A 25,433-nucleotide genomic window follows, 5' to 3' on the forward strand; every position below is an offset into this window, starting at 1 on the left:
GTTTTAAAACCACCCCTACCGGAGAGGTAATGCTCAATGACTACTAGCTTGAACTCTTTGCTGTATTTGGACATGAGACTGACCCTGTTGAGTTGGATTGGGTGTCCAACTTTTGTGGGTCAGTTCAGCATGGCTAGGTGTTTTACTTTTAGTTGCCTAATGCAAGCAAAGCAATCTCAGGCGCCCGATCCAGTATCTTAAGTAATGCTTTGGCGGCACCCGTTGGACTTCTTTTCCCTTGCTCCCAATTTCTGATGGTTTCCAAAGAAACTTCAATTCGGTTCGAAAACTCCAGTTGCGACAATCCAATACGCTCTCGTACACCCTTTGCGTACTTTGCAGCATCCTGCATTGCCTCTAGATCGTCTTGCCTCTCATGCAACTTTATTAGACGCTCTGATGTTGCATCCAATAGCTTCTTATTTACATGTCCCCTTGGAAAGCTACGCAGATTATTTAGATCAACACTAACTCGAATGGTTTTTTTCATAACGCTTGACCTCCCTCAGATTTCCTCTCCTTGCTGAAATAATTCTGATTGCTTTAGGCCTTTTTGTAAAAATCGCCACAAAAACCTTACCGTCAATTAATCCCAACGCTTGAAAGCGCTCCTCTCCGTAATCCCAGCGCTGATCATGCTCAATTAATAACGCTGGATCTGCAAAAACTGCTATCACATATGCAAAATCAAAATTTCGAGAGACTAGGCATGAGTTACTTTTAGCCAAATCCCATTCAAATTCCATTACTTCAATGGTAGGTCATTGAACTACCTTGTGTCAAGCCTGAAATTCAAAAAAAACGCCTAGCAATGCTAGGCGCTTTTGGTTTTTGCTGCTCTGTTATTACATTAACGCACCATTGGCAACAATGGCACGATCAACAATGCGACGATGTTGATAATCTTAATGAGTGGGTTAACAGCTGGTCCGGCAGTATCTTTGTAGGGGTCGCCTACAGTATCGCCAGTTACTGCTGCTTTATGCGCTTCAGAACCTTTACCGCCGAAATTGCCTTCTTCGATATATTTCTTGGCGTTATCCCAAGCACCACCACCGGTACACATCGAGATCGCTACAAATAAGCCAGTCACGATAGTGCCCATGAGTAAGCCACCCAAGGCAGCGGGTCCCAATAAGAGACCCACAGCAATTGGCGCAACCACCGGTAAGAGTGAAGGAATGATCATCTCTTTAATGGCAGCGGAAGTCAGCATATCAACAGCTTTGCCGTACTCTGGCTTAGATGTGCCTTCCATGATTCCAGGAATCTCACGGAACTGGCGACGCACTTCCTCAACTACCGCACCAGCACAACGACCTACCGCCTCCATTGCCATGGCACCAAACAAGTATGGAATCATACCGCCAAGAAAGAGACCAATGATTACCATGTGATTGGACAGATCAAAAGAAACTTGTTGGCCGATAGACTCCAGTGCATGAGTGTAGTCAGCGAAAAGCACTAGGGCCGCTAAACCAGCTGAGCCAATAGCATAGCCTTTAGTCACAGCCTTAGTGGTATTACCAACTGCATCCAAAGGATCCGTAATATCCCGAACAGATTGTGGCAATCCAGCCATCTCTGCGATACCACCTGCGTTATCGGTAATCGGACCGTAAGCATCGAGTGCAACAACAATACCAGCCATCGATAACATCGCCGTTGCTGCAATCGCAATGCCGTAGATGCCAGCTAACCAATAAGCCGCATAAATAGCAGCGCAAACAAATACGACTGGATAAGCAGTCGATTTCATCGAAATGCCTAAACCAGCAATGATGTTAGTACCGTGACCTTTGGTGGACGCTTCAGCAATGTGCTGCACTGGCTTGAACTGGGTACCGGTGTAGTACTCGGTAATCCATACCAATGCCGCAGTCAGGACCAAACCAACAACCGTTGCACCAAACAAACGCCACTGACTGCCAGGAATGCCCAAAGCATCGTCAGGCATGATGAAGTTAGTGACAAAGTAAAAGGCGATGAGAGAAAGTACGCCAGCAACAATCAAACCTTTGTACAAAGCTGGCATCACATTCTTCATGCCAGGCGTTGCTTTCACGAATGAGCAGCCAATGATGGAGGCAATAATGGATACGCCACCCAAGACCAATGGATAAACAATTGCAGCCACCGGTGCACCTGTCACCATTAATGTGCCTAGCACCATGGTGGCGATCAAAGTCACAGCGTATGTCTCAAATAAGTCTGCTGCCATGCCTGCGCAGTCGCCGACATTATCGCCAACGTTATCAGCGATCACAGCTGGGTTGCGTGGGTCATCCTCCGGAATGCCGGCCTCAACCTTGCCGACCAAGTCAGCACCAACGTCAGCGCCTTTGGTAAAGATACCACCACCTAAACGAGCAAAGATTGAAATGAGCGAGGAACCAAAAGCTAAACCAATCAATGGGTGAAGCACTGAAGAGAGATCCCCTCCTGCACCAATCGACACCAAGAACATAAAGAAGAGTCCGACACCAAGCAATCCAAGACCGACAACCAACATCCCAGTAATGGCCCCGCCCTTAAAGGCAACGTTTAAAGCCTCATTCATCCCTTTGGTAGCGGCCTGCGCGGTTCGAACGTTTGCCTTCACGGAGACATTCATCCCAATAAAGCCACATGCCCCAGACAGTACCGAGCCAACCACAAACCCAAGCGCAGTCGCATAGTCCAAAAATAAGGCAATTAGGATTGTCAGAACTACACCGACAATAGCGATCGTTTTATATTGGCGCGATAAATAAGCCGCTGCCCCCTGCTGAATCGCCCCTGCAATTTCTTGCATCTTGGCGTTGCCTGCATCTTGCCTCAAAATCCAACCGCGCATCACAAAGCCATAAATCACAGCCAGGACACCGCAAGCCAAGGCAAAATACAAGCCTAAAGTGACATTACTCATGCTTGAACTCCCTAAAATTTGATTTTTTAATGTTTTGTTTCTAGCGCCTATGCAGATCTGGTTCCCGAAAGCTTTAAACTAGAGCGAATAAGCATTACAAGTATGTAGCAGAATCACTACCCTGAGCCCCCATGAAGATCAGGGTATCTACTAATCACCATCGGAGTAAGTATGAGTCTTGACAACGTCAAACCAGGTAAGAAAATCCCTGAGAGCTTTAACGTCATTATTGAAATCCCCATGAATGCGGATCCCATCAAATATGAAGTAGATAAAGAAAGTGGCGCTATTTTCGTTGACCGATTCATGGGCACTGCAATGCACTATCCCTGTAATTATGGCTATATTAATAAGACCATTGCCGGCGATGGAGATCCAGTGGATGTGCTCGTGATCACCCCATTCCCACTCATTCCAGGCGTGGTCGTCAGTTGCCGCGCCATTGGCCTTCTCAAGATGGAAGATGAAGCCGGACAAGATGCAAAATTACTGGCTGTTCCAGAAGACAAGATTTTGCCTATCTATACGCATTGGCAAAAACCAGAAGATATCAACCCATTACGCTTAAATCAAATTCAACATTTCTTCGAACATTACAAAGATCTCGAACCAGGTAAGTGGGTAAAGGTAGCAGGCTGGGGTGGCGTTGCAGATGCTCATGCAGAAATCCTAGAAGGTATCGAGCGCTACAACAAAGAGTTTCAGAAATAAATAAAGGCTTTGTCATTAGGAGTGAGCTCGCACAAAATTGCCCTAGCCCAAATCAACCCATTGCTGGGTGATTTGGCTGGTAACGCCCAGCTCATTCTCGAAGCATCAGCAGAAGCATTTAAGCAGGGCGCAAAACTCGTATTAACACCAGAGCTCTCGCTCACCGGCTATCCTCCAGAGGATTTATTGCTGCGGCCTGCTTTTATTGAAGCGGCTCAACAACAACTCGATAAATTGATGGTCGAGCTGGCGAGCTTTCCAGGTCTTACGATCATTGTGGGTCACCCCAAAAAAACATCAGTAGGTTTGCAAAATTTTGCTTCCGTCTTGCGTGACGGCAAAGTGATTGCGGGGTATGCAAAACAAGAGTTGCCCAATCACGAAGTCTTTGACGAAGTTCGCTATTTCGTTCCCGGCAAGCAAGCCTGCGTCTTTGAATGTGATGGTATTCAATATGGGCTTATTCTTTGTGAGGATGCATGGCATGCTGGCCCTGCTAAACAAGCTCACAGTGCGGGCGCTCAAGTATTGCTTGTGCCCAATGCCTCCCCTTACCATCTAAAAAAGGAAGCCTTGCGCATTGAAGTCTTGCGCCAACATATTGCACTCACCAAAATGCCGCTAATCTATGTGAATGCCGTTGGCGGTCAGGACGAATTAGTCTTTGATGGCGGGTCATTTGCATTAGATTCCCAAGGCGAGCTAGTAATGGCGATGCCGCAATTTGAAACTAGTCTCGGCTTTGTCAGCATTGACGGTGCCGGTGATTTAGAAAAATCGATCATTACTCCACCACAAAGTGTTGAGGCTCAGGCCTATCAAGCCTTAGTTTTGGGCGTGCGTGACTATGTACAAAAAAATAAATTTCCCGGCGTGATCATTGGCTTATCCGGTGGCGTCGATTCAGCATTGGTGCTAGCTATTGCCGTCGATGCACTGGGTGCAGATAAAGTCCGCGCCATTATGATGCCCTCACGCTACACCGCTGATATCTCTTGGATTGATGCGCGCGAGATGGCTAAGAACTTAAATGTTCAATACGATGAAATTGCGATTAGCGAACCGGTCGATGCTCTTGAAACGGCTCTTGCAGAGCAATTTCAAGGTCTAAAGGTCGATGCTACCGAAGAAAATATTCAGGCACGTGTGCGCGGCACCTTACTCATGGCGCTCTCCAATAAAACAGGGCGCATGGTACTAACCACTGGCAACAAAAGTGAAATGGCCGTTGGTTACTGCACCCTTTATGGCGATATGGCGGGCGGTTTTGCGGTAATTAAAGATATTGCCAAAACGCTGGTCTATCGCTTGTGCGCCTATCGCAATAGCATCGCCCCCATTATTCCGGAACGCATTCTGACGCGTGCTCCATCCGCTGAATTACGCCCCGATCAAAAAGACCAAGATAGCCTGCCCTCTTATGAGGTGCTCGATGGTATTGTTGAGCGCTATATGGAGCAGAATCAATCGATTGAGCAAATTATTGCTGCTGGCTTTAATCCCGAAAGCGTTGAAAAGGTCACTCGCCTTATTAAGCTTAACGAATATAAGCGTCGCCAAGCGCCACCGGGCGTCAGGGTGACTACACGCGCCTTTGGTCGCGATTGGCGCTACCCCATTACCTCTCAATTTAGAGCCTAAATGCACCCTTCAAAGAGAGATTTCAGATACCTTCTATTGGTAACTGGGCTAGTTCTAGGTATGATTACTGTATTAGGGGGAATAAATGAAACTCATTACATCAATCATTAAACCATTCAAGCTGGATGAAGTTCGCGAGGCTTTGGCTGCAGTAGGCGTTACCGGCCTTACCGTAACCGAAGTCAAAGGCTTTGGACGTCAAAAAGGTCATACAGAGCTCTATCGCGGTGCAGAGTATGTGGTTGACTTTTTGCCTAAGGTCAAAGTAGAAGTGGTCGTGCCTGGCAATCTAGTGGATGCTGCTATTGAAGCGATTACAAAAGCTGCTCACACTGGAAAAATTGGTGACGGCAAGATTTTCGTTAGTCCAATTGAACAGGCTATCCGCATTCGTACCGGGGAAACCAACGAATCAGCTGTTTAAGAATTTAGCGGAACCCAGAATCCGTAGGGGCCGCGGGCTGACTGATGTCACCCGCCTCCAACAAAATGGTTTTACCATCTAAGTTTGCAGGGCGCACTTTAGCCCCCTGAAAATAGACATCCACTTGGGCGAGCCCTGAGCTCAAAACCTTAAAGGGTGGAGTTCCATAAAAAGATGCCCCCAAATTGGGATCGATTGTTTTATTTTGAGTCTTACCTGAAGCATCCACTACGCAAACGACCTGCTTTGTTTTGGACTGCACATAGACCAGATCAGCTGGCTTTCTAGGTGACAAAGGTTTGTAACTTGGCACTATTGCATCTGCTACGGGGCAAGCCTCTGTATTTGCAGGAACATCATTGGTCACCAGGGCTGGCACAGGGGCAGCGGCTATGACAGGCGCTGAGGTAGGAGCGGGAACGGTCTCAGAAACTTTTGCATCGGCAATAGGTTGCTCAACAATTTCCTCTTTAACAACAATAATTTCTTCTGGCTTTTCGGGGAAAAAAAGTGGGCGCAAGTTCACAACAGAAAACACTACTACCGCAATCAAACTGAGCCAAATAAAGAGGCGCTTCTTTGGAGGCTGTTTTAGGTTCGATGCCCCAAGAGCAGAAAAAGTAAAGGCCGCCTTTACTGGAGTTACTTTGATGTTTTGTTTTTGCTCTGGCTCTTGGTTTTGTTTTGTCTCCGCCACCACTAATTTTTTAGGCTCTTCTGGTATCGCAGCGATTTCTTTTTTGAGTTCGACAACTTCGCCGTGATTGAATGCATCTTCTTCACTGAGCCCTAAAAGCTTTGCCACTTTTTTTGCAGCAGTTAACTTAATTTGGGCGCCATAGAAGGAGCTCATTTCGCCATTTTCAATTTGCTCTATTTGTCGTGCTGACAGACATGCTTGCCCAGCCAAATCCTGCACACTTAAACCAAGCTTTTCCCTGGCCTTTAAGAAGGCTCCATTTCGAATCTCGGGTTGCTTAGTTTTCGAATTCACTTGTTTGCCTCAAAAAATATCACCAATCCGAATTGGAGCTTGCTACTTTCTCTGAAATACTAATACAAATAACGATATTAGTGCTTAACTTACATCGCTCCAATTGGCTTTTGAGCTAATTGGCTACTAATTCGTTGTCAAATCGCCCAAATCAGACTCAAGAAATTTTTTAACCAGCGTTTGCAATGAGTCAGCATGCATTTTGTCCATCACCCTTGCTTTGTGAACCTTGATCGTCGCATCAGTCGTCCCCAGCTTTACGGCAATATCTTTATTCAGAAGGCCCTGCACAAGCCACATGCATACCTCCTTCTCTCGTGGAGTGAGGCTTGCATAGTCTTTTTTAGTTTCTACATCTTGGGAAATACGCTTAAGTTGGCGTCGATCAAAATCAATTGCCTCTGCAACCGCCTTGAGCAAGTCTTCTAAGTTAAAGGGTTTGAACAGAAAATCCAATGCGCCCTTTTTTAAGCCTTTGACTATTTGATGGGGGTGACTTTGGCCGCTCACAAACACAATTGGTGTTTTACGCCCCAATTGCAGCAATTTTTCTTGAAGATCGAGCCCGGTCATATCTGGCATCTGCATATCAAGCAAGATCACAGCCGGTGAGACTGGTATAGATTTCTCTAGGAAAATGAGTGCGGATGAGTAGTCTTCGACCATATAGCCGACTTCACGCAACATCCTGGTTAATGAAGTCCGCATCGATTCATCATCATCAATCAAATAGATATGGCCGCTAGATTTAGTCATGGAATGCAAAGATAAAAAATTAATAGATGTGCCAATGTACTGCAGTTGTTTTTTGAAGGATATTAGCCTTGTAGCTAATATTTACCTATTAATATCAAAGCAATAGGCATTTTTTACTTAGCTATATATTGCAGTGCAATATATAAAGGGCCTGCTCATTGATCTAGTTGAGGTACAACAACCCCTTTCTCACGGCACAATAGAGCCTTTCAATAAATCCTTTATTTGGAGTAATTACTGCATGAAACGCCTTAACGAACGCTCACGTAATGTCACCGAGGGAGTTGCTCGCGCACCAAACCGGTCAATGTATTACGCGATGGGCTACCAAGAAAAGGATTTCACAAAACCGATGGTTGGCGTTGCTAATGGGCACTCCACCATCACCCCTTGCAATAGTGGTCTACAAAAATTAACAGATGCGGCTGTTACAGCCCTTGAAGAAGCTGGCGCCAAGGCGCAAATGTTTGGTACACCAACTGTGTCCGATGGTATTGGCATGGGCACCGAAGGTATGAAGTACTCCCTCGTTTCTCGTGAAGTTATCGCTGACAGTATCGAGACTTGCGTGAATGGTCTTTGGCAAGATGGTGTTGTCGTGATCGGTGGTTGCGATAAAAATATGCCAGGCGGCATGATGGCAATTGCACGCACCAATGTTCCTGCGATCTATGTTTATGGTGGCACCATCAAGCCAGGTCACTTCAAAGGAAAAGATCTCAATATCGTTTCCGCTTTTGAAGCGGTTGGAGAATTCACTTCCGGCAGAATGAGCGAAGCGGACCTCAAGGGGGTAGAGCAACACGCCTGCCCTGGCAGCGGTTCCTGCGGCGGCATGTATACCGCCAATACGATGAGTTCTTCTTTTGAGGCTTTAGGCATGAGCCTGCCCTACTCCTCAACGATGGCTAATGAAGATGCAGAAAAAGTAGCTAGCGCGGCAGAATCGGCACGCGTTTTAGTTGAGGCCATTAAAAATAATCTGCGCCCACGCGACATCATTACCAAAAAATCGATTGAGAACGCTGTAAGTGTCATCATGGCTGTTGGCGGATCTACTAATGCTGTCTTACATTACCTCGCCATCACTAGCGCCGCTGAGATTGATTGGACGATTGATGACTTCGAACGTATTCGTAAGCAGGTTCCTGTCATTGTTGATATGAAACCCTCTGGCACCTACCTAGCAACTGATTTGCATCAAGCTGGTGGCATTCCACAAGTGATGAAGATACTGCTGGATGGCGGACTCTTGCACGGCGATTGCATGACTATTACCGGTAAAACGATTGCAGAGGTCTTGAAAGATGTTCCTTCGGTGCCGCGTGCAGATCAGAAGGTCATTCGCACTTTAGATAATCCAATGTATCAACAAGGTCACTTAGCCATTTTGAAAGGCAATATCTCCCCAGAGGGTTGCGTCGCAAAAATTACTGGACTCAAGAATCCATCCATCACCGGTCCAGCTCGCGTCTTTGATTCTGAAGATGATGCAATGCAAGCCATCATGGAACAGAAAATAAAAGATGGTGATGTGGTCGTCATTCGCTACGAAGGCCCCAAGGGCGGTCCTGGTATGCGTGAAATGCTAGCACCCACCTCTGCCTTAGTAGGTCAAGGCCTAGGCGAGTCTGTAGGTCTCATTACTGATGGTCGCTTCTCTGGTGGCACCTGGGGTATGGTGGTTGGGCACGTCGCTCCTGAAGCCTATGTAGGCGGTGTGATTGCCCTGATTCATGAAGGTGACTCAGTAACCATTGATGCCCATAAATTACTCATTCAACTCAATGTGAGTGATGCAGAGATTGCCAAGCGTCGGGCAGTATGGGTGCAACCAAAGCCACGCTACACCCGTGGTCTACTCGCCAAATATGCACGCTTAGCTAGCACAGCAAGTAAAGGTGCCGTAACGGATTTGAATTTAGATTGATCATTTAAGCTCAAAGTAAAGGCAGAAAACAAAAGCCCCTAGTTCACTCTAGGGGCTTTTTTATGCTGGACAGTGTGCAAGGACTAGTGCTTCATTACTCCCGCACCCATCGCATTGACTGGAAACTTCACTTCAATCTCACCAGCTTTGGCAAACTTTAGCTTAACTGGAATAGTCTCGCCAGCACTTAGAGGCGCCTTAATGTTCATGAACATCAAATGCAAACCACCCGGCTTAAATTCAACAGCGCCGCCAGCAGGCATTGGAATGTCTTTTAGTTGACGCATTTTCATAACATTGCCTTCCATGGCCATCTCATGAAGTTGGACTTCACCGGCGGCAGGAGAGCTTGCTGAAATCAACTGATCTGCGGCGCCTTTGTTCTCGATCTTCATAAAACCACCGGCCACTTGCTGACCAGGAACTGTAGCGCGTGTATATGCATTTTCAATCTGCAGGCCACCCACTTTAGCATTTTGGGCAAAAACGCCACCACCCAATAAAACCGAGCACACAGAAACTATGGATATAAAAATATTTCTCTTCATCTAACTCTCCTCAAATGATTAAGCACCTTTAGCAAACCACTTCTTTAATTCAATAAAATTTACTGGACCAGCCTTACGAGCTACCCTGCCATTCTTATCAATAAGTACGGTCATCGGTGTTTCACCGCGCCACTGTGGATCAATTTCATAGCGTAGGTAGTCATCAAAAGAGGTGTTGAGATAGTAGTTTGTAGCAGCACTTAAGCTAGCCTGAGACAACATTTTTTTAGTTGCCTCAAGAGGCACCTCATCAACTTGAACAAATATCACCTTGGCATTTTTATCCTGGGATAAAAACTTGCCCCATAGAGGCATTTCTTTTGCGCAAGGCGCACATGTGACGCCCCAAAAATGAATGGCAATAGGTTGACCAGCTGCTGACTTTACCAATCCAGACCAGTCACCCCTTTGATAAGCTTTAAGGGTACCTGTATCAGCAAAAGATATGGTGCATGATGCGACTAGCATCAGGAGGCTTAATAGTATTTTTCTCATCATTTATCGCTTAGTTTAATGAATTGGTACCCATCGGCGTGTGTCAGCCAAGATAAATAAACCTCGCCCCCTTTATTGGCCAATAAAGGGTGATCAGAATAAGCCCCCGTCTGAGAAATCATGGTTGGCTTAGACCATGTATTGCCATCATCAGCAGATTGCTTAAGGTATACCGAAGTCTTCATACCATCAAACTCTTTCCAGACTAACCAAACCCTAGCGCCCAAAGCTAAAAGGTAAGGACGTGAGACATTTGCACCTTCAGCGCCCACCCTAGACGGCTTGGAGTAGCTCGCTCCTTGATTGCTAGAGTAAGCATAGAACACACCAGTACGGGCGCTACCTTGAGTAAACCAAGCAGCATGGATTCTTCCGGAGCCAGAAACTGCAATTGATGGTCCATGGTGAGGGCAGGCATCTGTTTTCCACTCGTCTTTAGAGACGCGTCTAGCTTGCTCAGGCCCTTTAGAAGAAATAATCTGACTGGCATGATCACGAATACCACCTGGAAAAATTGCTCTGTAGATAATTGCAATTTCTCCTTTTGGATCGACGCTCACCCCTATCCTACAACATTCGCAACTACTCTCATGGGCAATTTTCTCAGGAGAAAAAGTTTTTCCACTATCGCTAGAAAAGGAATAGGCAATCGATCCACCCAGCGCTTGCTGACCTGATTTTTTAATGTCAGCAATTAAGCGCTTATCAATCCATGTAATAAAAAAATCCCCGTCTGGACGCATTAAGACTGAAGGAAATCGTTCACTAGAGCCATTGGCAACAAGCGATTTAGGGGTTGAAAAAGTTTTACCGCCATCGTCAGATAGGGCTTTATTGATTTGGGCATTCCAGTTTTTATCTTTAAAAAAAGCATAAGCGATAAATACATTACCCTTTGCATCAGAAACAATTTGAGGGCGAGCATCACCACCTGTATCAAGAGACTTGCCATGCTCTGCCACGACAACGGGGGTGGTAAATGTTTTACCCAAGTCCACTGACTGAGCGACAGATACTTTTCCACCAGAAGTCCAGACCAATAACAACTTGCCATCAGCCATCACAAACGGTGTTGCGGCATTGGCGCACTCCAGTCCACTGCCTTCGCATGCCGGCGGTTTACTGGGCACACTCATCTCGGAGTGGGATGAGTGATCCACTTGAGCCCAGATCGGTCCAAACGCACCCAAGCAAAAGGCACCAAAAATGAATACTCTGACTTTCAAAAGGTTTAAATGGGATCGCTTGAAATTGCTCATATTAGAAGACTACACGAGCTCCAACGGTAATGGTCTGTGGCTGACCAATGATATAACTAGACTGTGAGGTAGCCGCACTATAAGTAATGTAGTTACGATTTAGGAGATTGACGGCACTTAAAAATAAAGTAGTGACTGGGGTCATTTCATAATTGGCACGCAAGCCCACTGTTGCATAGGCTGGTACAGGCAATGCATGCTGCGTATCCATCCATGAATTACCTACATAGCGAACAGAAGCAGTTAATGAAGTCTTGGTTATAGGTCTATAAGTAACGCCGGCAGTACCCATATTTTGAGGAACACCTCCGATTTGTGAGCCAAGAGGATTTGCTGTAGTGCTCACACCTGTCCCAGTCCAAGTTAGAACGGTATTGGTATGGGTATAAGTTGCATCAGTAGCCCACTTTTCAGTGAGATCGTAATGGCCTTGAAGCTCTAAGCCACGACTTTGTAAGGATTGGTTATTCCCATAGATCGTTCCACCAGTGCAGGTAGTTCCACAATATTGTTGAATCTGAGCTACAGATCCTGCAGTAGCAGCGTAAATGGCGTTCGTTACATTGGCATTAAACCCAGTAATCTGAACAAAGCCTGCATTCCACCGTAAATCGGCCCCAATCTCATAGCCTGTCATATTTTCTGGCGTGAGATTTGGGTTTGATGCACTAAACGAGGTTCCAGATCCGTAACTACGGATTTGATTATTCAAACCTGGCGCATGGAAACCTTGATATGCGGCTGCACGGAAATCCAATATGCTCGTCGCGTTATAGAGCAAACCTAGGTTTGGGCTAAATTTATAAACTGTTTGATTGGGTGCGTTGGTATAAGTTGGGTTAACGCCATTTGCACCAGCGACATAGTAAGTAGGCACTTGGCTATTCCACTGATCAAGCCTAGCTGACAAAGTTGCCTGCAAGGGGATTGCTTCCATCTTAGATTTTGCTTGCGCCATTAAGCCGTAGAACTTTTGAGTGCCCTGAGAATAGGCAGTGCCAGTGTTTCCGCCCGAAGCATTCAATTGGTTTGTGAAATTGGAAGCAGAAACTTGGCGTGCATCAATGCTGGCGATGAGCTGATCAACCCCCAAGGTTTTCACATTGTTTGTGTATTGACCAGAAGCGCCCAAGGTGTAATAAGGGTCGTTGTAGTTAGAGCTGATATATGGAGCACCACTCACAACCCCGACAGCACCCGTGGTAGGGGTGTAATTTTGTGTAACATTTTGTTGCCACAAGCTTGTTTTTTCGTAAAACGCATTGGCTTGCACTTTATCCTCGGCGCTTAAACGATTGGTCACGCCGGCCGAAAACGTAGTCTCTTCGGTAGACTTGGGTGCAAAGGCATAACCACCTGTGGTCAAGTTTTGCATCGTATGATAGCCAACATTAAAAAATCCATTTGTATCAGCACTTATCTTTACATCACCCTGCAAGCGATAATTTGCACTCTTTGCACTCTCAGGGCCCATACCGGGAACAAGTGGTGCCGCTTGCCATGAGCCATTTAAAAGCTTGCGATTGGGATATGTAGTCGCAGGAGAGATTGTTGCCTGCTGAACGTAGCCATCGGTATTGAAGTAGTCTGCCGATACCCTTAGTTTGAGCACCTCATTAACTGCAATTTCTTTAGAGGCTGCAACGTTACCAGTATTAAAGGTGCCATAACTAGCTGAAATCTCCCCCTTGTTATCGCTGATTGGTTTTGTCGTGATATTCACTACACCACCCATTCCCATATTCCCATAGAGATTGGATACGCCACCACGAATCAATTCCACATCCTGAATCGCTGATAGTGGCACTAAGTTCCACTGCACCGTTCCATACATTGCGTCATTGGCCGGCACTCCATCTATTAATACAAGAGTTCTTTGATTGCCCAACCCACGTACGTTTAGGCTTTGACCAGTAGGATCTTTTTCATAATACGGCTGATCATTCAAAAATACGCTAGATTGGTTCTTTAGAACTTGATCAATGGTTTGAGCGGGTGCATCATCCAAATCCTCCCTCGTAATGACAGAAGTATTCTGAGTCATATCCTTCAATTCAGTTCCCGAACGACTAGCACTGACCACAACATCACCAATTTTTTGGCCATAATCAGAAGGAGTGGCACTTTGCGCGCCGGCTTGAGATGCAAGCAGGATAAGGCTGGTAGAGCAAACTAGTCTGAGTTTAAAAGGGGCGTTCATTATTTCACCCCTTTGGCTGCGGCTGCAACTTCAATGGGAATCAAAACCATTGACTCTGAATTAGCATTTAGATGCACCATCAAAAAAATCATATAGATAATGGCTGCGGCAAGACCTAAGGCAATGCCCATATATGCGCACATAAGCCTGCGCGTGACAGGTATAAAACTAAACATGATTTCTCCAGCAAGATTGCGGCAACGTGGTTGCCAATTACATAGCTAGGCTATGCCCTAAGAATTTTTAGGCTTGTGCTGGGGGTGCGGCTGAAGGTGGGGTTACCCAAACTGCGAGCAGCTTGGGTGATTGATAAAAAAGTTGCGGCAGCATCGCAAAAGTTTGCGGCGCTTGAAAACTCAAATTGGTATTAAATGCTGGTGTGACACTGAAATGGGTAACGCAGTAAGGACAAGATTGGGTTGAATTGACCTGGTCAGCCTGCTCATCAGCTTGAACACTGATCTGCATTTTGCTGCCATCTACTGAGCAAATCTCCATGGCAAAACCGTTACCACCCTTTGCAAGGGATACCGCCTGTGAAAGCGCCGGCGCAAGCGCACTCATCGCGATTGCTATTGCAGCAAGCCAGTGAACGAGTTTGCGGTGATGGGAATTCATAATGGGAGAATTTTATATGACTTTTCCTTCCTCGATCATGAGTCTGCTTGCTTAATTGGTGCAGGCAATAAAAAAGGGGTCCGAAGACCCCTTCTAAACTGAATTTGCTGTTTTAATGACCAGCATTCTTGTTGGCATCATCAATAAAGCGCTTACGAGCCGGCGCCAAAATGAACTTTGCCGCAAAGGCCGCAGCAATCGTCACGATTGCGCCCGCAATGAAAACCGTATTCCAATTCCCGGTTGAGGAAAGAACGGATGCCAAAGGTACCAATAAAGAAGCGGTTCCTTTTGCTGTATATAAGGTGCCAGCATTACCAGCCGCATTTTTTACACCAAATGTATCAGCACAGATCGCTGGAAAGATCGAGAAAATTTCACCCCAAAACAAGAAGATCAATGCAGCAAAAGTCATAAATGCATATGGGTCTTTACCAAAATGCATCAAACCGAGCATTGATAAACCTTCACCAAGGAAAACAAAGAACATAGTGTTCTCGCGCCCAAAACGATCTGAAATAAATCCACACAGTGGGCGAGTGAAACCATTGCACAGGTTATCAATGGATAAAGTCATTGTGAGTAGTGGCAAGGTGGTGCCAAATAACACCATCGGCAATTTCGCAAGACCCCAATCTTTAGCAATCGGACCAATTTGCGCCGTCACCATCAAACCACCAGCAGCTACAACCACGAAGATGACATAGATTAGCCAGAACAAAGGTTTTCTGATCATTTGTCCGGAGGTATAGTCCACCTTAGTGGTAACGATACGAGGAGCTGGCTGCACGCCCTTGGGAGGCGTTGGTTTTGTCATCAACAAAGCCAATAAGAAAATCAGCGCGCCTTGTGCAAGACCAAAGAACAGGAAGGCATGCTCATAGCCATCGGCAAGAATCATATTGCCAATTGGAATTACTGTAATTGCTGCGCCAGCTCCAAAGCCTGCTGCAGTCAAACCAGCAGCTAGACCACGTTTATCCGGAAACCATTTCAGCGCATTACCAACGCAAGTGCCGTAAACACAACCAGCGCCAATACCAGCAACAACAGCTGCTGCATAAAGCATTTCGAGTGAAGTTGCATAACTATCCATCACCCAACCAGCTGCAGCAAATACAGAGCCGATCAAGATAACGATGCGAGGTCCAAATTTATCAACCATCCAACCTTCAACTGGAACCAGCCAAGTTTCTACTACGATGAAGATTGAGAAAGAGAGTTGGATTGCAGATAAAGCCCAGCCAGTTTTAATCTGAATGGGGTTAACAAACAAAGTCCAGGCATATTGAAGATTGGCAACCAATCCCATGCAAATAATTCCGAATACCAACTGCGCCCAACGGTTATGCCATGGCTTACTCACGATTTATGCTCTCCTGATTATTTCTTTTTGTAGATTACGCACCCTCTTTAAGGGCTCAGTAATTCTCAGACATCAACCCTTTAATTATCTTGATGATCATCAAGATAATTTCATTTGCGCACTAGTGATTACCCCTAAACCAAGTAATTGAATTACAAGGCACTTCTGCTTAGTCGCCAGCACTCCCAATTCCCTTTAGGCATAAAAAAAGCCACCCGAAGGTGGCTTTTTGAATTACTGTAATTTTTAAATTACATTCCGCGATAGGCGCCGTCAAAATCATAATGACGAGCAGGCTTGGCTTGGCTTGGCTTGCTTTCAGAAAAAAGCTGGTGAAACATATTCAATAACTGGGTCATTTGAATCTCCTTAAGGGTTAGTACCTACATTGTACCCTAATTTGGAGATTTATCTAGGGTAAACCCTTAAAAAGACTTAAATGTTTTGTTAGCAATAATTAACTTATAAGTCTTTGATTTAATTGAAAATAATCGCCATCAACGCCTGAGAGTCAAGGAATTAACTCAAATATCCACCTTGAGCACTCAAATTGGTGCCGCTTGCCGGAATCGAACTGGCGACCTTTTCATTACGAATGAACTGCTCTACCAACTGAGCTAAAGCGGCGGTAAATAAATTCTAGCGGAAGCGATCCAACAACTTCTTGCTCACTTTATCCAACTGAGTGGCATCTTTGATCAAGAACTGCAAGCCATTGGAATCTGCGATGAGTAGCGTATTGCCGGCAATGCGACGAATATCTTCTTCACCCTTGAGGCGAATGCGAGTTGGGCCGCGATCCGTCTCAATGTCCCAAATACTGGGGGTTGCGAAGGTTGAAACCTTGGTAATTTTTTCAATGACGGGCATGAACTCACGCGCAGCCAATTCTTCCTCAATAAGTGCGAGTTCGAACTCCGGAATGGCGGCGATATTCTCAAACCAGCAAAGCTCTTTGCCAGACTGATCCATTAAACATATGCCGGCACCTGGAGCGGTAATCGGAAACGCCCTGACTGGATGAATGCCCACGTGACGATGACCCGCAGCGTCAATCAAGACTAAGCGCCCTAATGAGTCGCGCTCTAACTGATGGGGCTTTGTATGTGCATTGAAATTACTCATACGCCACCACCAATATGTTTAGCGGCTTCTTGAAGCGCTTCTTCTTCGCGCTCATCAAGACTCTCACCGATAGCGCCACCTTCAACCAACTCAGCAGCATGGCGAAGTTGCGCTTGATACAGGGTGTAATAAGCGCCCTGCGCTTCCATTAGCTGGTCGTGCGAACCGATCTCCACAATCTCACCCTTATCCAATACCACCAAGCGATCTGCTTTTCTTAAGGTAGATAGGCGGTGTGCAATAGCAATCGTAGTACGACCTTTAACAAGGTTATCTAAGGCGCGCTGGATTTCTTTTTCAGTGGTGGTATCAACTGAAGAAGTCGCTTCATCCAAGATTAAGATACTTGGATTAATCAGTAATGCACGAGCGATAGAAATCCGTTGACGCTCCCCACCAGATAGCGATTGACCGCGCTCCCCCACTAGCGAGTCATAGCCCAATGGCAAGCGTAAAATAAATTCATGGGCGTGGGCGGCGCGTGCAGCTTCGATAATTTCTTCACGAGACGCATCCGGCTTGCCATAAGAAATATTCTCTGCAATCGTTCCAAAAAACAAAAATGGTTCTTGTAAGACTAAGCCAATACACTTGCGATAGTCAGCAATACCAATACTGCGAATATCGCGCCCATCTAAAGTAATTGCACCGGCACTAACATCATAGAAGCGACAAATTAAATTCACTAGCGTGCTCTTGCCTGAGCCACTGTGACCTACCAAGCCAATCATTTCACCGGGGGTAATATCGAGATCAATTCCTTTGGATACAGCACGATTACCATAGCGAAAGCCTACGCCACGCATAGCGATGCGGCCTTGGACATTGATCAGCGGCGCTGGATTGATTGGCTCTGGAACACTAGAGACATGATCCAAAATATCAAAGATTCGTTTGGCTCCGGCCGCTGCCTTTTGAGTATGAGAAACAATACGACTCATCGAATCTAAGCGGATATAAAACCGACCGATGTAAGCAAGGAAGGCGATCAATACACCCACGGTCACTTTTTGATGGGCCACCTGCCAAATACCAAAACCCCACACAACCAAAAGGCCAGTCTCAGTCAACAAAGTAACTGTTGGCGAGAATAGACCCCACACGCGATTAACACGATCGTTAATTTGAAGATTATGTTTATTCGAATCTACAAAACGCTTGAGCTCGCGATCCTCTTGTGCAAAGGCTTTCACTACTCGGATACCCGGAATCGTATCAGCCAAAATATTCGTCACCTCGGACCAGATGCGATCAATCTTTTCAAAACCAAAACGTAACTTGTCACGCACTACATGAATCATCCAAACAATAAACGGCAAGGGTGCAAGAGTGACTACAGCAAGTAAGGGGTCAATTGACACCAAGATGGCGGCAGTCATCGTAATCATCAAGACATCAGTTGCAAAATCGAGCGCATACAAGGATAGGAAAACGCAAATGCGATCCGTCTCAGCACCAATGCGCGCGATCAAGTCGCCAGTTCGCTTGCCACCAAAATATTCCAAAGAAAGCTTGAGTAAATGTTCAAAGGTGGTGTTGCGTAAATCAGCGCCGATGCGCTCACTCACCAGTGCTAGTAAATAAGTTTTCCACCAACCCAGCCCCCAAGCCACTATGGCTGCACCAAATAAGGCGAGCAAATACATACTGGCTAAATGAAAATCAATCGGCAATCCTTTTTCGTACGGAATCAACACGTGATCCATTAAAGGCATCGTGAGATACGGCGGAATGAGAGTTGCTCCGGTTGATAGCAGAGTCAATACAAAGCCCAACAGTAATTGCCTCTTATATGGGCGGGCAAAACGCCAAAGCTTGAATAAGGTCCAAGTTGAGGGCGGCTTATCAAACTCAGGGTCGCAATTAGGGCAGACATCTGAATTTGCAGATTTAGGAGTCAAACAAACGGGACACACCTGCTTGTCGTACTCGCTCGATTCGGCAAGCTCACTGCCAGCGGGGTGTCCTTGGGACAACTGCTTAAATGCAGCCTGTAGACGTAAAACCTGCGGGTTTACCGCTAGCGTGAAATGCCAAAGTCTGAGCAAACGATCGGCAGCCTCCAGTTTGAGAGTCCCGACGCCCGCGTGATCCCCGTGCAAAAGATGTGCTCCATGACTCATCGGCCAGGATTCAAAAACCTTGCCATCAGTCCAAATCAAACCCTGATTGGCCAGTAAAAGCAGGCTTTTTTGGAAACGCAAATCCGCATCCAAATCCAACTCCACCCATGCCAGTATGGCTTCTAGGTTCCGGATCGGGGATATTGACGACCCCAGAACACCCCGCCAATCGCTTGGTAGTGTGGAGGAGGATGGGGAGATTTCAGGCTTCATTGACCCTAAAAGTATAGTGGAGCTAGATTTTTTCTATTTATAGCTACTGTCAACTTTAATGACTGGAAAGCCGTTAAAGTTGACAGTAAGGCTTTTTATGTATTTTTGCTAATTTTGTGGATTTCCAATAACTACTAGAAACAGAGAGACGTTCTGACGGTTCCCGCCCAATAAGGCGATTACCTTGCGATTCCACACATGCCCCAGTTACTAGACAAAACCATTGAGATTCTGAGTGTTAAGCATCTCCGCGGGCCCAATATGTGGACCTACCATCCCGTTATTGAGGTCTGGATTGATATTGGTGATCTGGAAGACTACCCCTCTAACCTCATTCCCGGTTTTTACGACCGCCTAGTCAAAGCCCTACCTAGCCTTCAAGAACATCGTTGCAGCTATGGTGAAGCCGGCGGATTCCTCAAGAGAGTTGAGGAAGGTACGTGGCCGGCACACATCATGGAGCATCTAACCTTAGAGCTTCAAAACTTGGCTGGCATCCCAGGTGGTTTTGGCAAGGCACGTGACGGTGATCGCCGCAGCGTATATAAGGTAATGGTAAGCGCCATCAACGAAGAAGTTACATTGACCGCCCTGAAATATGCTCGCGATCTTTACCTTGCATTGGCCCAAGACAGCAAAGACTGTGTTGCTGAAGTCCAAACCATTATTGAAAACCTCCGCGAACTCGGCGATGATCTCCTGCTAGGACCAAGTACCGCCTGTATTGTGAATGCCGCCGAAGAGCGTGGCATTCCATCCATCCGCCTGTCTGAAGGCAATTTAGTGCAACTGGGATACGGTGCAAAGCAACGGCGCATTTGGACTGCCGAGACCGATCAAACCAGTGCAATCGCTGAAACCATCTCTAGAGATAAAGATCTCACAAAGAGCTTATTAGCTAGCGCTGGCGTACCCATCCCGGAAGGCAGAACTGTTAGCAGTCCAGATGATGCATGGGAAGCAGCACAAGATATAGGCTTACCAGTCGTAGTCAAACCAATCGACGGCAATCATGGTCGCGGCGTATTTATTAACCTTTATACCCAACAAGAAATTGAATCTGCTTATGCAGTTGCTATTGATGAAGGCAGTGAAGTTTTGGTTGAGCGGCATATTGTTGGTGACGAACATCGCCTATTAGTCGTTGGCAACAAAGTAGTTGCTGCTGCCAAAGGGGAGACTGTTTGGGTTTCTGGCGATGGTAAACATACCGTACTTGAATTAATACAAATTCAGATTAACTCAGACCCTCGGCGCGGCACCACCGAAGAGTGCCCTCTTAATCCAGTACGCATCGACTCTGCAGTTGAACTAGAACTGGCGCGCCAAAAACTGACCGGCGCTAGCATTCCAGCGCTCGATCATAAAGTGTTGATACAAAGTAATGGCAATGTCGCCTTTGATGTTACCGACTTAGTCCATCCCGATGTAGCAAGTCAAGTGGCTTTGGCAGCACGTGTGGTTGGTCTTGAGATTGCTGGTGTTGATTTAGTCGCACAAGATATCAGCAAGCCGCTTGAGTCACAAAACGCCGCCATTGTTGAGGTGAATGCTGGCCCAGGCCTTCTGATGCATCTCAAGCCCGCTAGTGGCAAACCACAACCGGTCGGCAAAGAAATTGCCAATCACCTATTTCCGCTTGGAACCGATTTCAGAATTCCGGTGGTTGGCATTTGTGGTGAACGTGGCAAAACGCCTGTTGCCGAAATGATTGCTCACTTCCTGAGATTAACAAACCGTTATGTAGGTCTTTCGAGCAGTAAAGGATTATCTTTTGGTAATCGCACGATACCCAAAAGCAATGCCACTAATTGGGAGAACGCTCGCCGCACTCTATTAAATCGTGCTGTTGAAGCTGCCGTAATTGAAAATAACCATCTATCGATGTTGATTGAAGGTTTGGCATACGACCGTTGTCAAGTTGGGGTTGTTTTAAATATTGATCCCAAGGCTAATTTTCCGCAATATGCCATCTTTGATGAAGACCAAGTCTTTAGCATTGTCCGCACCCAGGTAGATGTTGTTTTGCCCAATGGGGTTGCCGTACTCAACGCCGATGATCCCATGGTCATTCAGATGGCAGAGCTTTGCGATGGTGAAGTAATTTTCTTTACACAAAACCCTCACTCACTAGCCATTGAGAAACATCTTCAGAATGATGGTCGCGTTGTCTTGGTTGGTAACCAGCAACTCACTCTCAGACGTGGCAAGTTAGATCAAAAGAGCATCCCCGTACCCCGCCACTCCACGCCTAGTGCGAGCTCACCATGGATGAACATGAATCTTGGAGCCGCCATTGCCGCTGCATGGGCCTTAGACATCCCTTTTAATGTGATTGAAGCTGGTGCTGAGACCTTCGCTCCCGCCATCAATACCGCAACAGGAGCTTAATTGGAAATCACCCGAATTCGGATGCTGCGCGGCCCTAACTTATGGAGTCGTCACACAGCACTAGAAGCCATTGTCTCTTGCGAAGCATCTGAACAATCAATTGACTCCATCCCCCAATTTGAAAACAAAATTCGCGCACGTTTTCCTCAGCTTGGAAGTATGCGACGTGGCGGGCACAATGAAGTCTTAGCTTTATCTCATGCCTTAGAGCATGCCGCCTTGGGTTTACAAGCACAAGCGGGCTGTCCAGTTACCTTTAGTCGTACCGTTCAAACTATTGAGCCAGGCGTTTATCAAGTAGTTGTTGAATATATTGAGGAAGTTGTTGGTCGTATGGCTTTCGACTTTGCATTTGCCTTAATTCAAGCAACCTTAAACGATGCGCCATTTGATTTAGCTGCTGCCCTCTCTGAGCTAGAGGCGCTTTACGAAGATGTTCGCCTAGGGCCAAGCACTGGATCCATCGTCGACGCTGCAGTTCAACGTAATATTCCATTTCGCAGAATGACTGAAGGCAGCATGGTGCAGTTTGGTTGGGGTAGCAAACAAAAAAGAATTCAGGCTGCAGAAACCAGCAATACCAGCGCCATTGCCGAAGCAATAGCTCAGGATAAAGAGCTCACAAAAAATTTACTCACCGCCGCTGGCGTGTCAGTCCCGATTGGTGTTGTTGTGACCACAGCTGATGCTGCATGGCAAGCTGCGCAAAAAATCGGTGGGCCTATTGTGCTCAAGCCAAAAGATGGCAATCAAGGCAAAGGTGTGGTCGCCAATATTCAAACAGAGGAAGAGGTACGCGCAGGCTTTGTAGTCACTCAAGCCTTTGGCAGTGAAACGATTGTCGAACGCTACCTTCCAGGCGCTGATTACCGCTTACTTGTCGTTGGCAACCGACTCTCTGCTGCTGCTCGTCGCGAGCCCGCACAAGTGGTTGGGGATGGCATCAATAGCGTTGCCAAGTTAGTTGAAAATGAGAACCAAAATCCATTACGGGGCGACGGTCATGCAACTGCTCTGACAAAAATTCGTTTTGATGATATTGCTTTGGCGCACTTAGCCAGCTCCAACCTCACCCCAGAATACGTTCCCAAAAAAGGTGAACGTGTTTTATTACGCAATAACGCCAACCTGAGTACTGGTGGTACTGCCACCGATGTAACTGATGATGTTCACCCAGATGTTGCTGCGAGCGCGATTGCTGCAGCACAAATGATTGGCTTAGATATTGCTGGTGTAGATATTCTCTGTGAAGCTATTTATAAACCCCTTGAAGTACAGGGTGGCGGCATTGTGGAAGTCAATGCTGCGCCAGGACTACGTATGCACCTCAAGCCTTCTTACGGCAAAAGCCGTGCTGTTGGCGAAGACATTATCAATATGATGTTTCCTCCAGGTGAAAATGGTCGGATTCCCGTTGTTGCAGTCACCGGCACCAATGGTAAGACCACCACTGTTCGCTTAATCTCCCACTTACTTACTGAGACCGGTCTACGTGTTGGCATGACGACGACTGATGGCGTCTACATTAATAACAGACTGATCGATTCTGGTGACTGCAGTGGTCCGCGTAGCGCCCGTAATGTCTTAATGCACCCTGATACTGATGCTGCCGTCCTAGAAACAGCTCGCGGAGGTATGCTGCGGGAGGGCTTGGGTTTTGACCGCTGCGAAGTAGCCGTCGTCACCAATATTGGTGAAGGTGATCATCTGGGTCTGAACTTCATCGCCAGCGTTGAAGATCTAGCCATTCTCAAACGTGTGATTGTGCAAAACGTTGCGCCTACTGGTGCGGCTGTTCTGAATGCAGCTGACCCCATCGTCGCCAAAATGGGTGACGTTTGTTCGGGTCGCGTTATTTTCTTTGCACAGAATCAACACCATCCAGTGATTGCGGCTCACCGCGCTAAGAATAAAAAAGTAATTTACTTTGATGGCGCTTATATTGTCGCCTCCAAAGGCTCACGCGTCATGTATCGCTTCCCGGTTAGCGAGATTCCATTGACCCAAAATGGTGTATTGGGCTTTCAAATAGAAAATGCGATGGCTTCAATTGGTGCTGCGTGGGCACTTGGCTTAGATGCCGAAAAGATTGCACGCGGATTGCACAGCTTTGAAAGTACGGCTAATGCAGCCCCAGGTCGCTTCAATCAATTTCAACACCATGGCGCCACTGTGATTGCTGACTATGGCCATAATCCTGATGCCATGCGCGCACTGGCTAGTGCCATTGAGGCCATGAAGCCCAATCAAAGCCATGTTGTTATCAGCGGCGCAGGTGATCGTCGTGATGAGGATATTCGTGAACTAACCCGGATACTAGGTAACTCTTTTGATAAGGTCATTTTGTACGAAGACCAATGCCAACGCGGTCGTGAAGATGGTGAAGTTCTTAAACTTCTGCAAGAGGGTTTAGTTGGCGCCACCAAGACAAAACAAATCAAAGAGATCCGTGGAGAGTTTTTAGCGATTGATACCGCGCTCAATGATCTCGCTGCTGGTGATATTTGCTTGATCTTAATTGACCAAGTTGAGGAATCTCTCGCCTACCTCAAGGAAAAAGTTCAGCCTTAAGCGTGGTAGTGACGCAGGCGATCAATCTCTTCCTTAGAGCCCAGCATCACTGAGACGCGCTCATGTAATTCGGTTGGCACCAAATCCATGATGAGTTCTTTGCCATTCGTAGAGGCCCCACCAGCCTGCTCTACTAAGAAGCTCATCGGGTTGGCCTCATACATCAGGCGTAATTTTCCAGGCTTGTGTGGTTCACGCTGATCCCAGGGATACATAAAAATCCCACCACGCGAAAGTACGCGATGGACATCGGCAACCATGGAGGCAATCCAGCGCATATTGAAATCTTTATCGCGCTCACCACTACTACCAGCAAGGCACTCTTCAACATAGCGACGCACTGGCTCGGCCCAATGGCGCATATTGGACATATTGATCGCAAACTCTTTGGTTGAATGCGATATTTCTACGGAGTGCTTAATGAGGATAAATTCACCAGTTACCTTGTTTAAGGTAAACATCACTACCCCATCACCCAATGTCAACGCCATAGTGGTTTGAGGACCGTAGACTACATATCCAGCAGCAACTTGATGACGACCAGATAATAAGAAATCAGCAGTCTGCAATGGCGCTTTCGCATCTTGCTTTTTCAAGACGGAAAAGATGGTGCCAATAGAAACGTTGACATCAATATTCGAAGATCCATCCAATGGATCAAATAGCAGCAGATAGTCACCAGCACCTTGCACAGGAAGTGGCAATTCCATTTCTTCAGAAGCAAGACCAGCCAAAGATTTACAACCTTGCACACCCTCGATCAAAAGATCGTTCGCAATCACATCTAACTTTTGCTGTACTTCACCCTGCACATTGCCGGTTCCAGCGGACCCCAACAAACCAATCAAGGCACCTTGCGCCACTTCATGACTTAGCGTGTTGCAAGTATCAGCCACTGCCAATAAAAGTTCTTGCAGACCAGCAGGCACAACGGCACCCTTTACCTTGGTCATCTCGAGGTATTGCTTGAAATTCGTCTTTAAGCTGATTGGGGTGTTCAAAAATGATTCTCCGTAGTGTTTCGTAGTGCTTGTTAGCGCCCTAATGGTAATTAGGGTCTATTTTGCCTTGTTCTTAGACTCATCCATAATTTATATCTAACCCACGAGACTTGGCGGGAAAGTGCCAAATATGAAGGCAATACCCCGATAAAGTTCCTA

General features: G+C 46.5%; 21 protein-coding genes and 1 tRNA gene. 6 read left to right on the top strand and 16 right to left on the bottom strand.

Going from position 1 to position 25,433, the window contains the following annotated elements; genetic code table 11:
* Positions 1–148: 148 nt before the first annotated feature.
* The 3 genes from relB to ICN46_RS05850 all read right to left on the bottom strand — a co-directional run bounded on the left by relB (position 149) and on the right by ICN46_RS05850 (position 2,908).
* Positions 149–490 (bottom strand): type II toxin-antitoxin system RelB family anti-toxin transcriptional regulator, encoded by a 342-nt coding sequence (relB, locus tag ICN46_RS05840; protein ID WP_216205894.1) that lies wholly within the window; start codon positions 488–490, stop codon positions 149–151.
* Positions 468–746 (bottom strand): BrnT family toxin, encoded by a 279-nt coding sequence (locus tag ICN46_RS05845; RefSeq protein WP_216205897.1) that lies wholly within the window; start codon positions 744–746, stop codon positions 468–470. The genes relB and ICN46_RS05845 overlap by 23 nt, the downstream gene beginning before the upstream one ends.
* Before the next feature lie 104 nt (positions 747–850).
* Positions 851–2,908, bottom strand: a complete 2,058-nt coding sequence (locus ICN46_RS05850; protein ID WP_216205900.1) for a sodium-translocating pyrophosphatase — start codon at positions 2,906–2,908, stop codon at positions 851–853.
* Positions 2,909–3,079: 171 nt separating this feature from the next.
* On the opposite strand from ICN46_RS05850, the gene ppa reads away from it, so the two are divergent.
* The 3 genes from ppa to ICN46_RS05865 all read left to right on the top strand — a co-directional run bounded on the left by ppa (position 3,080) and on the right by ICN46_RS05865 (position 5,684).
* Positions 3,080–3,619: an inorganic diphosphatase gene (gene ppa / locus ICN46_RS05855; protein ID WP_216205903.1), complete on the top strand. Its 540-nt coding sequence runs from the start codon at positions 3,080–3,082 to the stop codon at positions 3,617–3,619.
* Positions 3,620–3,640: 21 nt separating this feature from the next.
* On the top strand, positions 3,641–5,260 hold the full coding sequence (locus ICN46_RS05860) for an NAD+ synthase (RefSeq protein ID WP_216205906.1): 1,620 nt from the start codon (positions 3,641–3,643) through the stop codon (positions 5,258–5,260).
* A gap of 85 nt (positions 5,261–5,345) precedes the next feature.
* Positions 5,346–5,684: a P-II family nitrogen regulator gene (locus tag ICN46_RS05865; protein WP_216205908.1), complete on the top strand. Its 339-nt coding sequence runs from the start codon at positions 5,346–5,348 to the stop codon at positions 5,682–5,684.
* Positions 5,685–5,688: 4 nt separating this feature from the next.
* Here ICN46_RS05865 and ICN46_RS05870 read toward each other — a convergent pair whose 3' ends face one another.
* Both ICN46_RS05870 and ICN46_RS05875 read right to left on the bottom strand, forming a co-directional pair.
* Complete coding sequence (locus ICN46_RS05870) at positions 5,689–6,678, bottom strand: helix-turn-helix domain-containing protein (protein ID WP_216205911.1); 990 nt, start codon at positions 6,676–6,678, stop codon at positions 5,689–5,691.
* Positions 6,679–6,804: 126 nt separating this feature from the next.
* Positions 6,805–7,434: a response regulator transcription factor gene (locus ICN46_RS05875; RefSeq protein WP_216205915.1), complete on the bottom strand. Its 630-nt coding sequence runs from the start codon at positions 7,432–7,434 to the stop codon at positions 6,805–6,807.
* A gap of 241 nt (positions 7,435–7,675) precedes the next feature.
* Between ICN46_RS05875 and ilvD the strand changes: the two genes are divergently transcribed.
* Positions 7,676–9,364 (top strand): dihydroxy-acid dehydratase, encoded by a 1,689-nt coding sequence (gene ilvD, locus ICN46_RS05880; RefSeq protein WP_216205918.1) that lies wholly within the window; start codon positions 7,676–7,678, stop codon positions 9,362–9,364.
* 83 nt (positions 9,365–9,447) lie between these two features.
* Here ilvD and ICN46_RS05885 read toward each other — a convergent pair whose 3' ends face one another.
* The 10 genes from ICN46_RS05885 to ICN46_RS05930 form a co-directional block, all read right to left on the bottom strand.
* Positions 9,448–9,912 carry a copper chaperone PCu(A)C gene (locus tag ICN46_RS05885; RefSeq protein WP_216205920.1) on the bottom strand — a complete coding sequence of 155 codons (465 nt, stop codon included), beginning with the start codon at positions 9,910–9,912 and terminating at the stop codon, positions 9,448–9,450.
* A gap of 18 nt (positions 9,913–9,930) precedes the next feature.
* A complete protein-coding gene (locus ICN46_RS05890) occupies positions 9,931–10,407 on the bottom strand; it encodes a TlpA family protein disulfide reductase (protein WP_216205923.1) in 477 nt (158 codons plus the stop codon).
* Complete coding sequence (locus ICN46_RS05895) at positions 10,407–11,666, bottom strand: sialidase family protein (RefSeq protein ID WP_216205926.1); 1,260 nt, start codon at positions 11,664–11,666, stop codon at positions 10,407–10,409. Before ICN46_RS05895 ends, ICN46_RS05890 begins: the two co-directional genes overlap by 1 nt.
* 1 nt (position 11,667) lies before the next feature.
* Positions 11,668–13,866 carry a TonB-dependent receptor gene (locus ICN46_RS05900; RefSeq protein WP_216205928.1) on the bottom strand — a complete coding sequence of 733 codons (2,199 nt, stop codon included), beginning with the start codon at positions 13,864–13,866 and terminating at the stop codon, positions 11,668–11,670.
* Entirely contained in the window at positions 13,866–14,042 is a 177-nt protein-coding gene (locus tag ICN46_RS05905) for a hypothetical protein (protein ID WP_216205930.1), read from the bottom strand. The genes ICN46_RS05900 and ICN46_RS05905 overlap by 1 nt, the downstream gene beginning before the upstream one ends.
* 67 nt (positions 14,043–14,109) lie before the next feature.
* On the bottom strand, positions 14,110–14,484 hold the full coding sequence (locus tag ICN46_RS05910) for a DUF2946 domain-containing protein (protein ID WP_216205932.1): 375 nt from the start codon (positions 14,482–14,484) through the stop codon (positions 14,110–14,112).
* A 112-nt stretch (positions 14,485–14,596) separates the two neighbouring features.
* A complete protein-coding gene (gene oxlT, locus ICN46_RS05915; RefSeq protein ID WP_216167222.1) occupies positions 14,597–15,850 on the bottom strand; it encodes an oxalate/formate MFS antiporter in 1,254 nt (417 codons plus the stop codon).
* A 551-nt stretch (positions 15,851–16,401) separates the two neighbouring features.
* Positions 16,402–16,477: transfer RNA gene (locus tag ICN46_RS05920), tRNA-Thr, on the bottom strand.
* 12 nt (positions 16,478–16,489) lie between these two features.
* Positions 16,490–16,975 (bottom strand): cyanophycin metabolism-associated DUF1854 family protein, encoded by a 486-nt coding sequence (locus ICN46_RS05925; protein WP_216167224.1) that lies wholly within the window; start codon positions 16,973–16,975, stop codon positions 16,490–16,492.
* Complete coding sequence (locus tag ICN46_RS05930) at positions 16,972–19,311, bottom strand: cyanophycin metabolism-associated ABC transporter (protein WP_216205934.1); 2,340 nt, start codon at positions 19,309–19,311, stop codon at positions 16,972–16,974. The genes ICN46_RS05925 and ICN46_RS05930 overlap by 4 nt, the downstream gene beginning before the upstream one ends.
* 198 nt (positions 19,312–19,509) lie before the next feature.
* Here ICN46_RS05930 and ICN46_RS05935 point away from each other — a divergent pair, with 198 nt between their 5' ends.
* Positions 19,510–21,702, top strand: a complete 2,193-nt coding sequence (locus ICN46_RS05935; protein WP_216205936.1) for a cyanophycin synthetase — start codon at positions 19,510–19,512, stop codon at positions 21,700–21,702.
* On the top strand, positions 21,703–24,273 hold the full coding sequence (gene cphA / locus ICN46_RS05940) for a cyanophycin synthetase (protein WP_216205938.1): 2,571 nt from the start codon (positions 21,703–21,705) through the stop codon (positions 24,271–24,273).
* On the opposite strand, the gene ICN46_RS05945 is transcribed toward cphA, so the two are convergent.
* A complete protein-coding gene (locus tag ICN46_RS05945) occupies positions 24,270–25,262 on the bottom strand; it encodes a class 1 fructose-bisphosphatase (RefSeq protein ID WP_216206229.1) in 993 nt (330 codons plus the stop codon). The two genes, cphA and ICN46_RS05945, sit on opposite strands and share 4 nt — an antisense overlap.
* Positions 25,263–25,433 lie beyond the last annotated feature (171 nt).

The organism is Polynucleobacter sp. Latsch14-2 (assembly GCF_018881925.1).
Classification (GTDB): Bacteria; Pseudomonadota; Gammaproteobacteria; order Burkholderiales; family Burkholderiaceae; genus Polynucleobacter.

Excerpts from the sequence above, each read along its gene's own strand:
- ICN46_RS05875 (WP_216205915.1), bottom strand. The coding sequence starts at position 7,434 with ATGACTAAATCTAGCGGCCATATCTATTTGATTGATGATGATGAATCG.
- ICN46_RS05895 (WP_216205926.1), bottom strand. The coding sequence starts at position 11,666 with ATGAGCAATTTCAAGCGATCCCATTTAAACCTTTTGAAAGTCAGAGTA.
- ilvD (WP_216205918.1), top strand. The coding sequence starts at position 7,676 with ATGAAACGCCTTAACGAACGCTCACGTAATGTCACCGAGGGAGTTGCT.
- ICN46_RS05925 (WP_216167224.1), bottom strand. The coding sequence starts at position 16,975 with ATGAGTAATTTCAATGCACATACAAAGCCCCATCAGTTAGAGCGCGAC.
- ICN46_RS05885 (WP_216205920.1), bottom strand. The coding sequence starts at position 9,912 with ATGAAGAGAAATATTTTTATATCCATAGTTTCTGTGTGCTCGGTTTTA.
- relB (WP_216205894.1), bottom strand. The coding sequence starts at position 490 with ATGAAAAAAACCATTCGAGTTAGTGTTGATCTAAATAATCTGCGTAGC.
- ICN46_RS05930 (WP_216205934.1), bottom strand. The coding sequence starts at position 19,311 with ATGAAGCCTGAAATCTCCCCATCCTCCTCCACACTACCAAGCGATTGG.
- ICN46_RS05850 (WP_216205900.1), bottom strand. The coding sequence starts at position 2,908 with ATGAGTAATGTCACTTTAGGCTTGTATTTTGCCTTGGCTTGCGGTGTC.
- ICN46_RS05890 (WP_216205923.1), bottom strand. The coding sequence starts at position 10,407 with ATGAGAAAAATACTATTAAGCCTCCTGATGCTAGTCGCATCATGCACC.
- ppa (WP_216205903.1), top strand. The coding sequence starts at position 3,080 with ATGAGTCTTGACAACGTCAAACCAGGTAAGAAAATCCCTGAGAGCTTT.
- ICN46_RS05905 (WP_216205930.1), bottom strand. The coding sequence starts at position 14,042 with ATGTTTAGTTTTATACCTGTCACGCGCAGGCTTATGTGCGCATATATG.
- ICN46_RS05935 (WP_216205936.1), top strand. The coding sequence starts at position 19,510 with ATGCCCCAGTTACTAGACAAAACCATTGAGATTCTGAGTGTTAAGCAT.
- ICN46_RS05900 (WP_216205928.1), bottom strand. The coding sequence starts at position 13,866 with ATGAACGCCCCTTTTAAACTCAGACTAGTTTGCTCTACCAGCCTTATC.
- ICN46_RS05845 (WP_216205897.1), bottom strand. The coding sequence starts at position 746 with ATGGAATTTGAATGGGATTTGGCTAAAAGTAACTCATGCCTAGTCTCT.
- ICN46_RS05910 (WP_216205932.1), bottom strand. The coding sequence starts at position 14,484 with ATGAATTCCCATCACCGCAAACTCGTTCACTGGCTTGCTGCAATAGCA.
- ICN46_RS05865 (WP_216205908.1), top strand. The coding sequence starts at position 5,346 with ATGAAACTCATTACATCAATCATTAAACCATTCAAGCTGGATGAAGTT.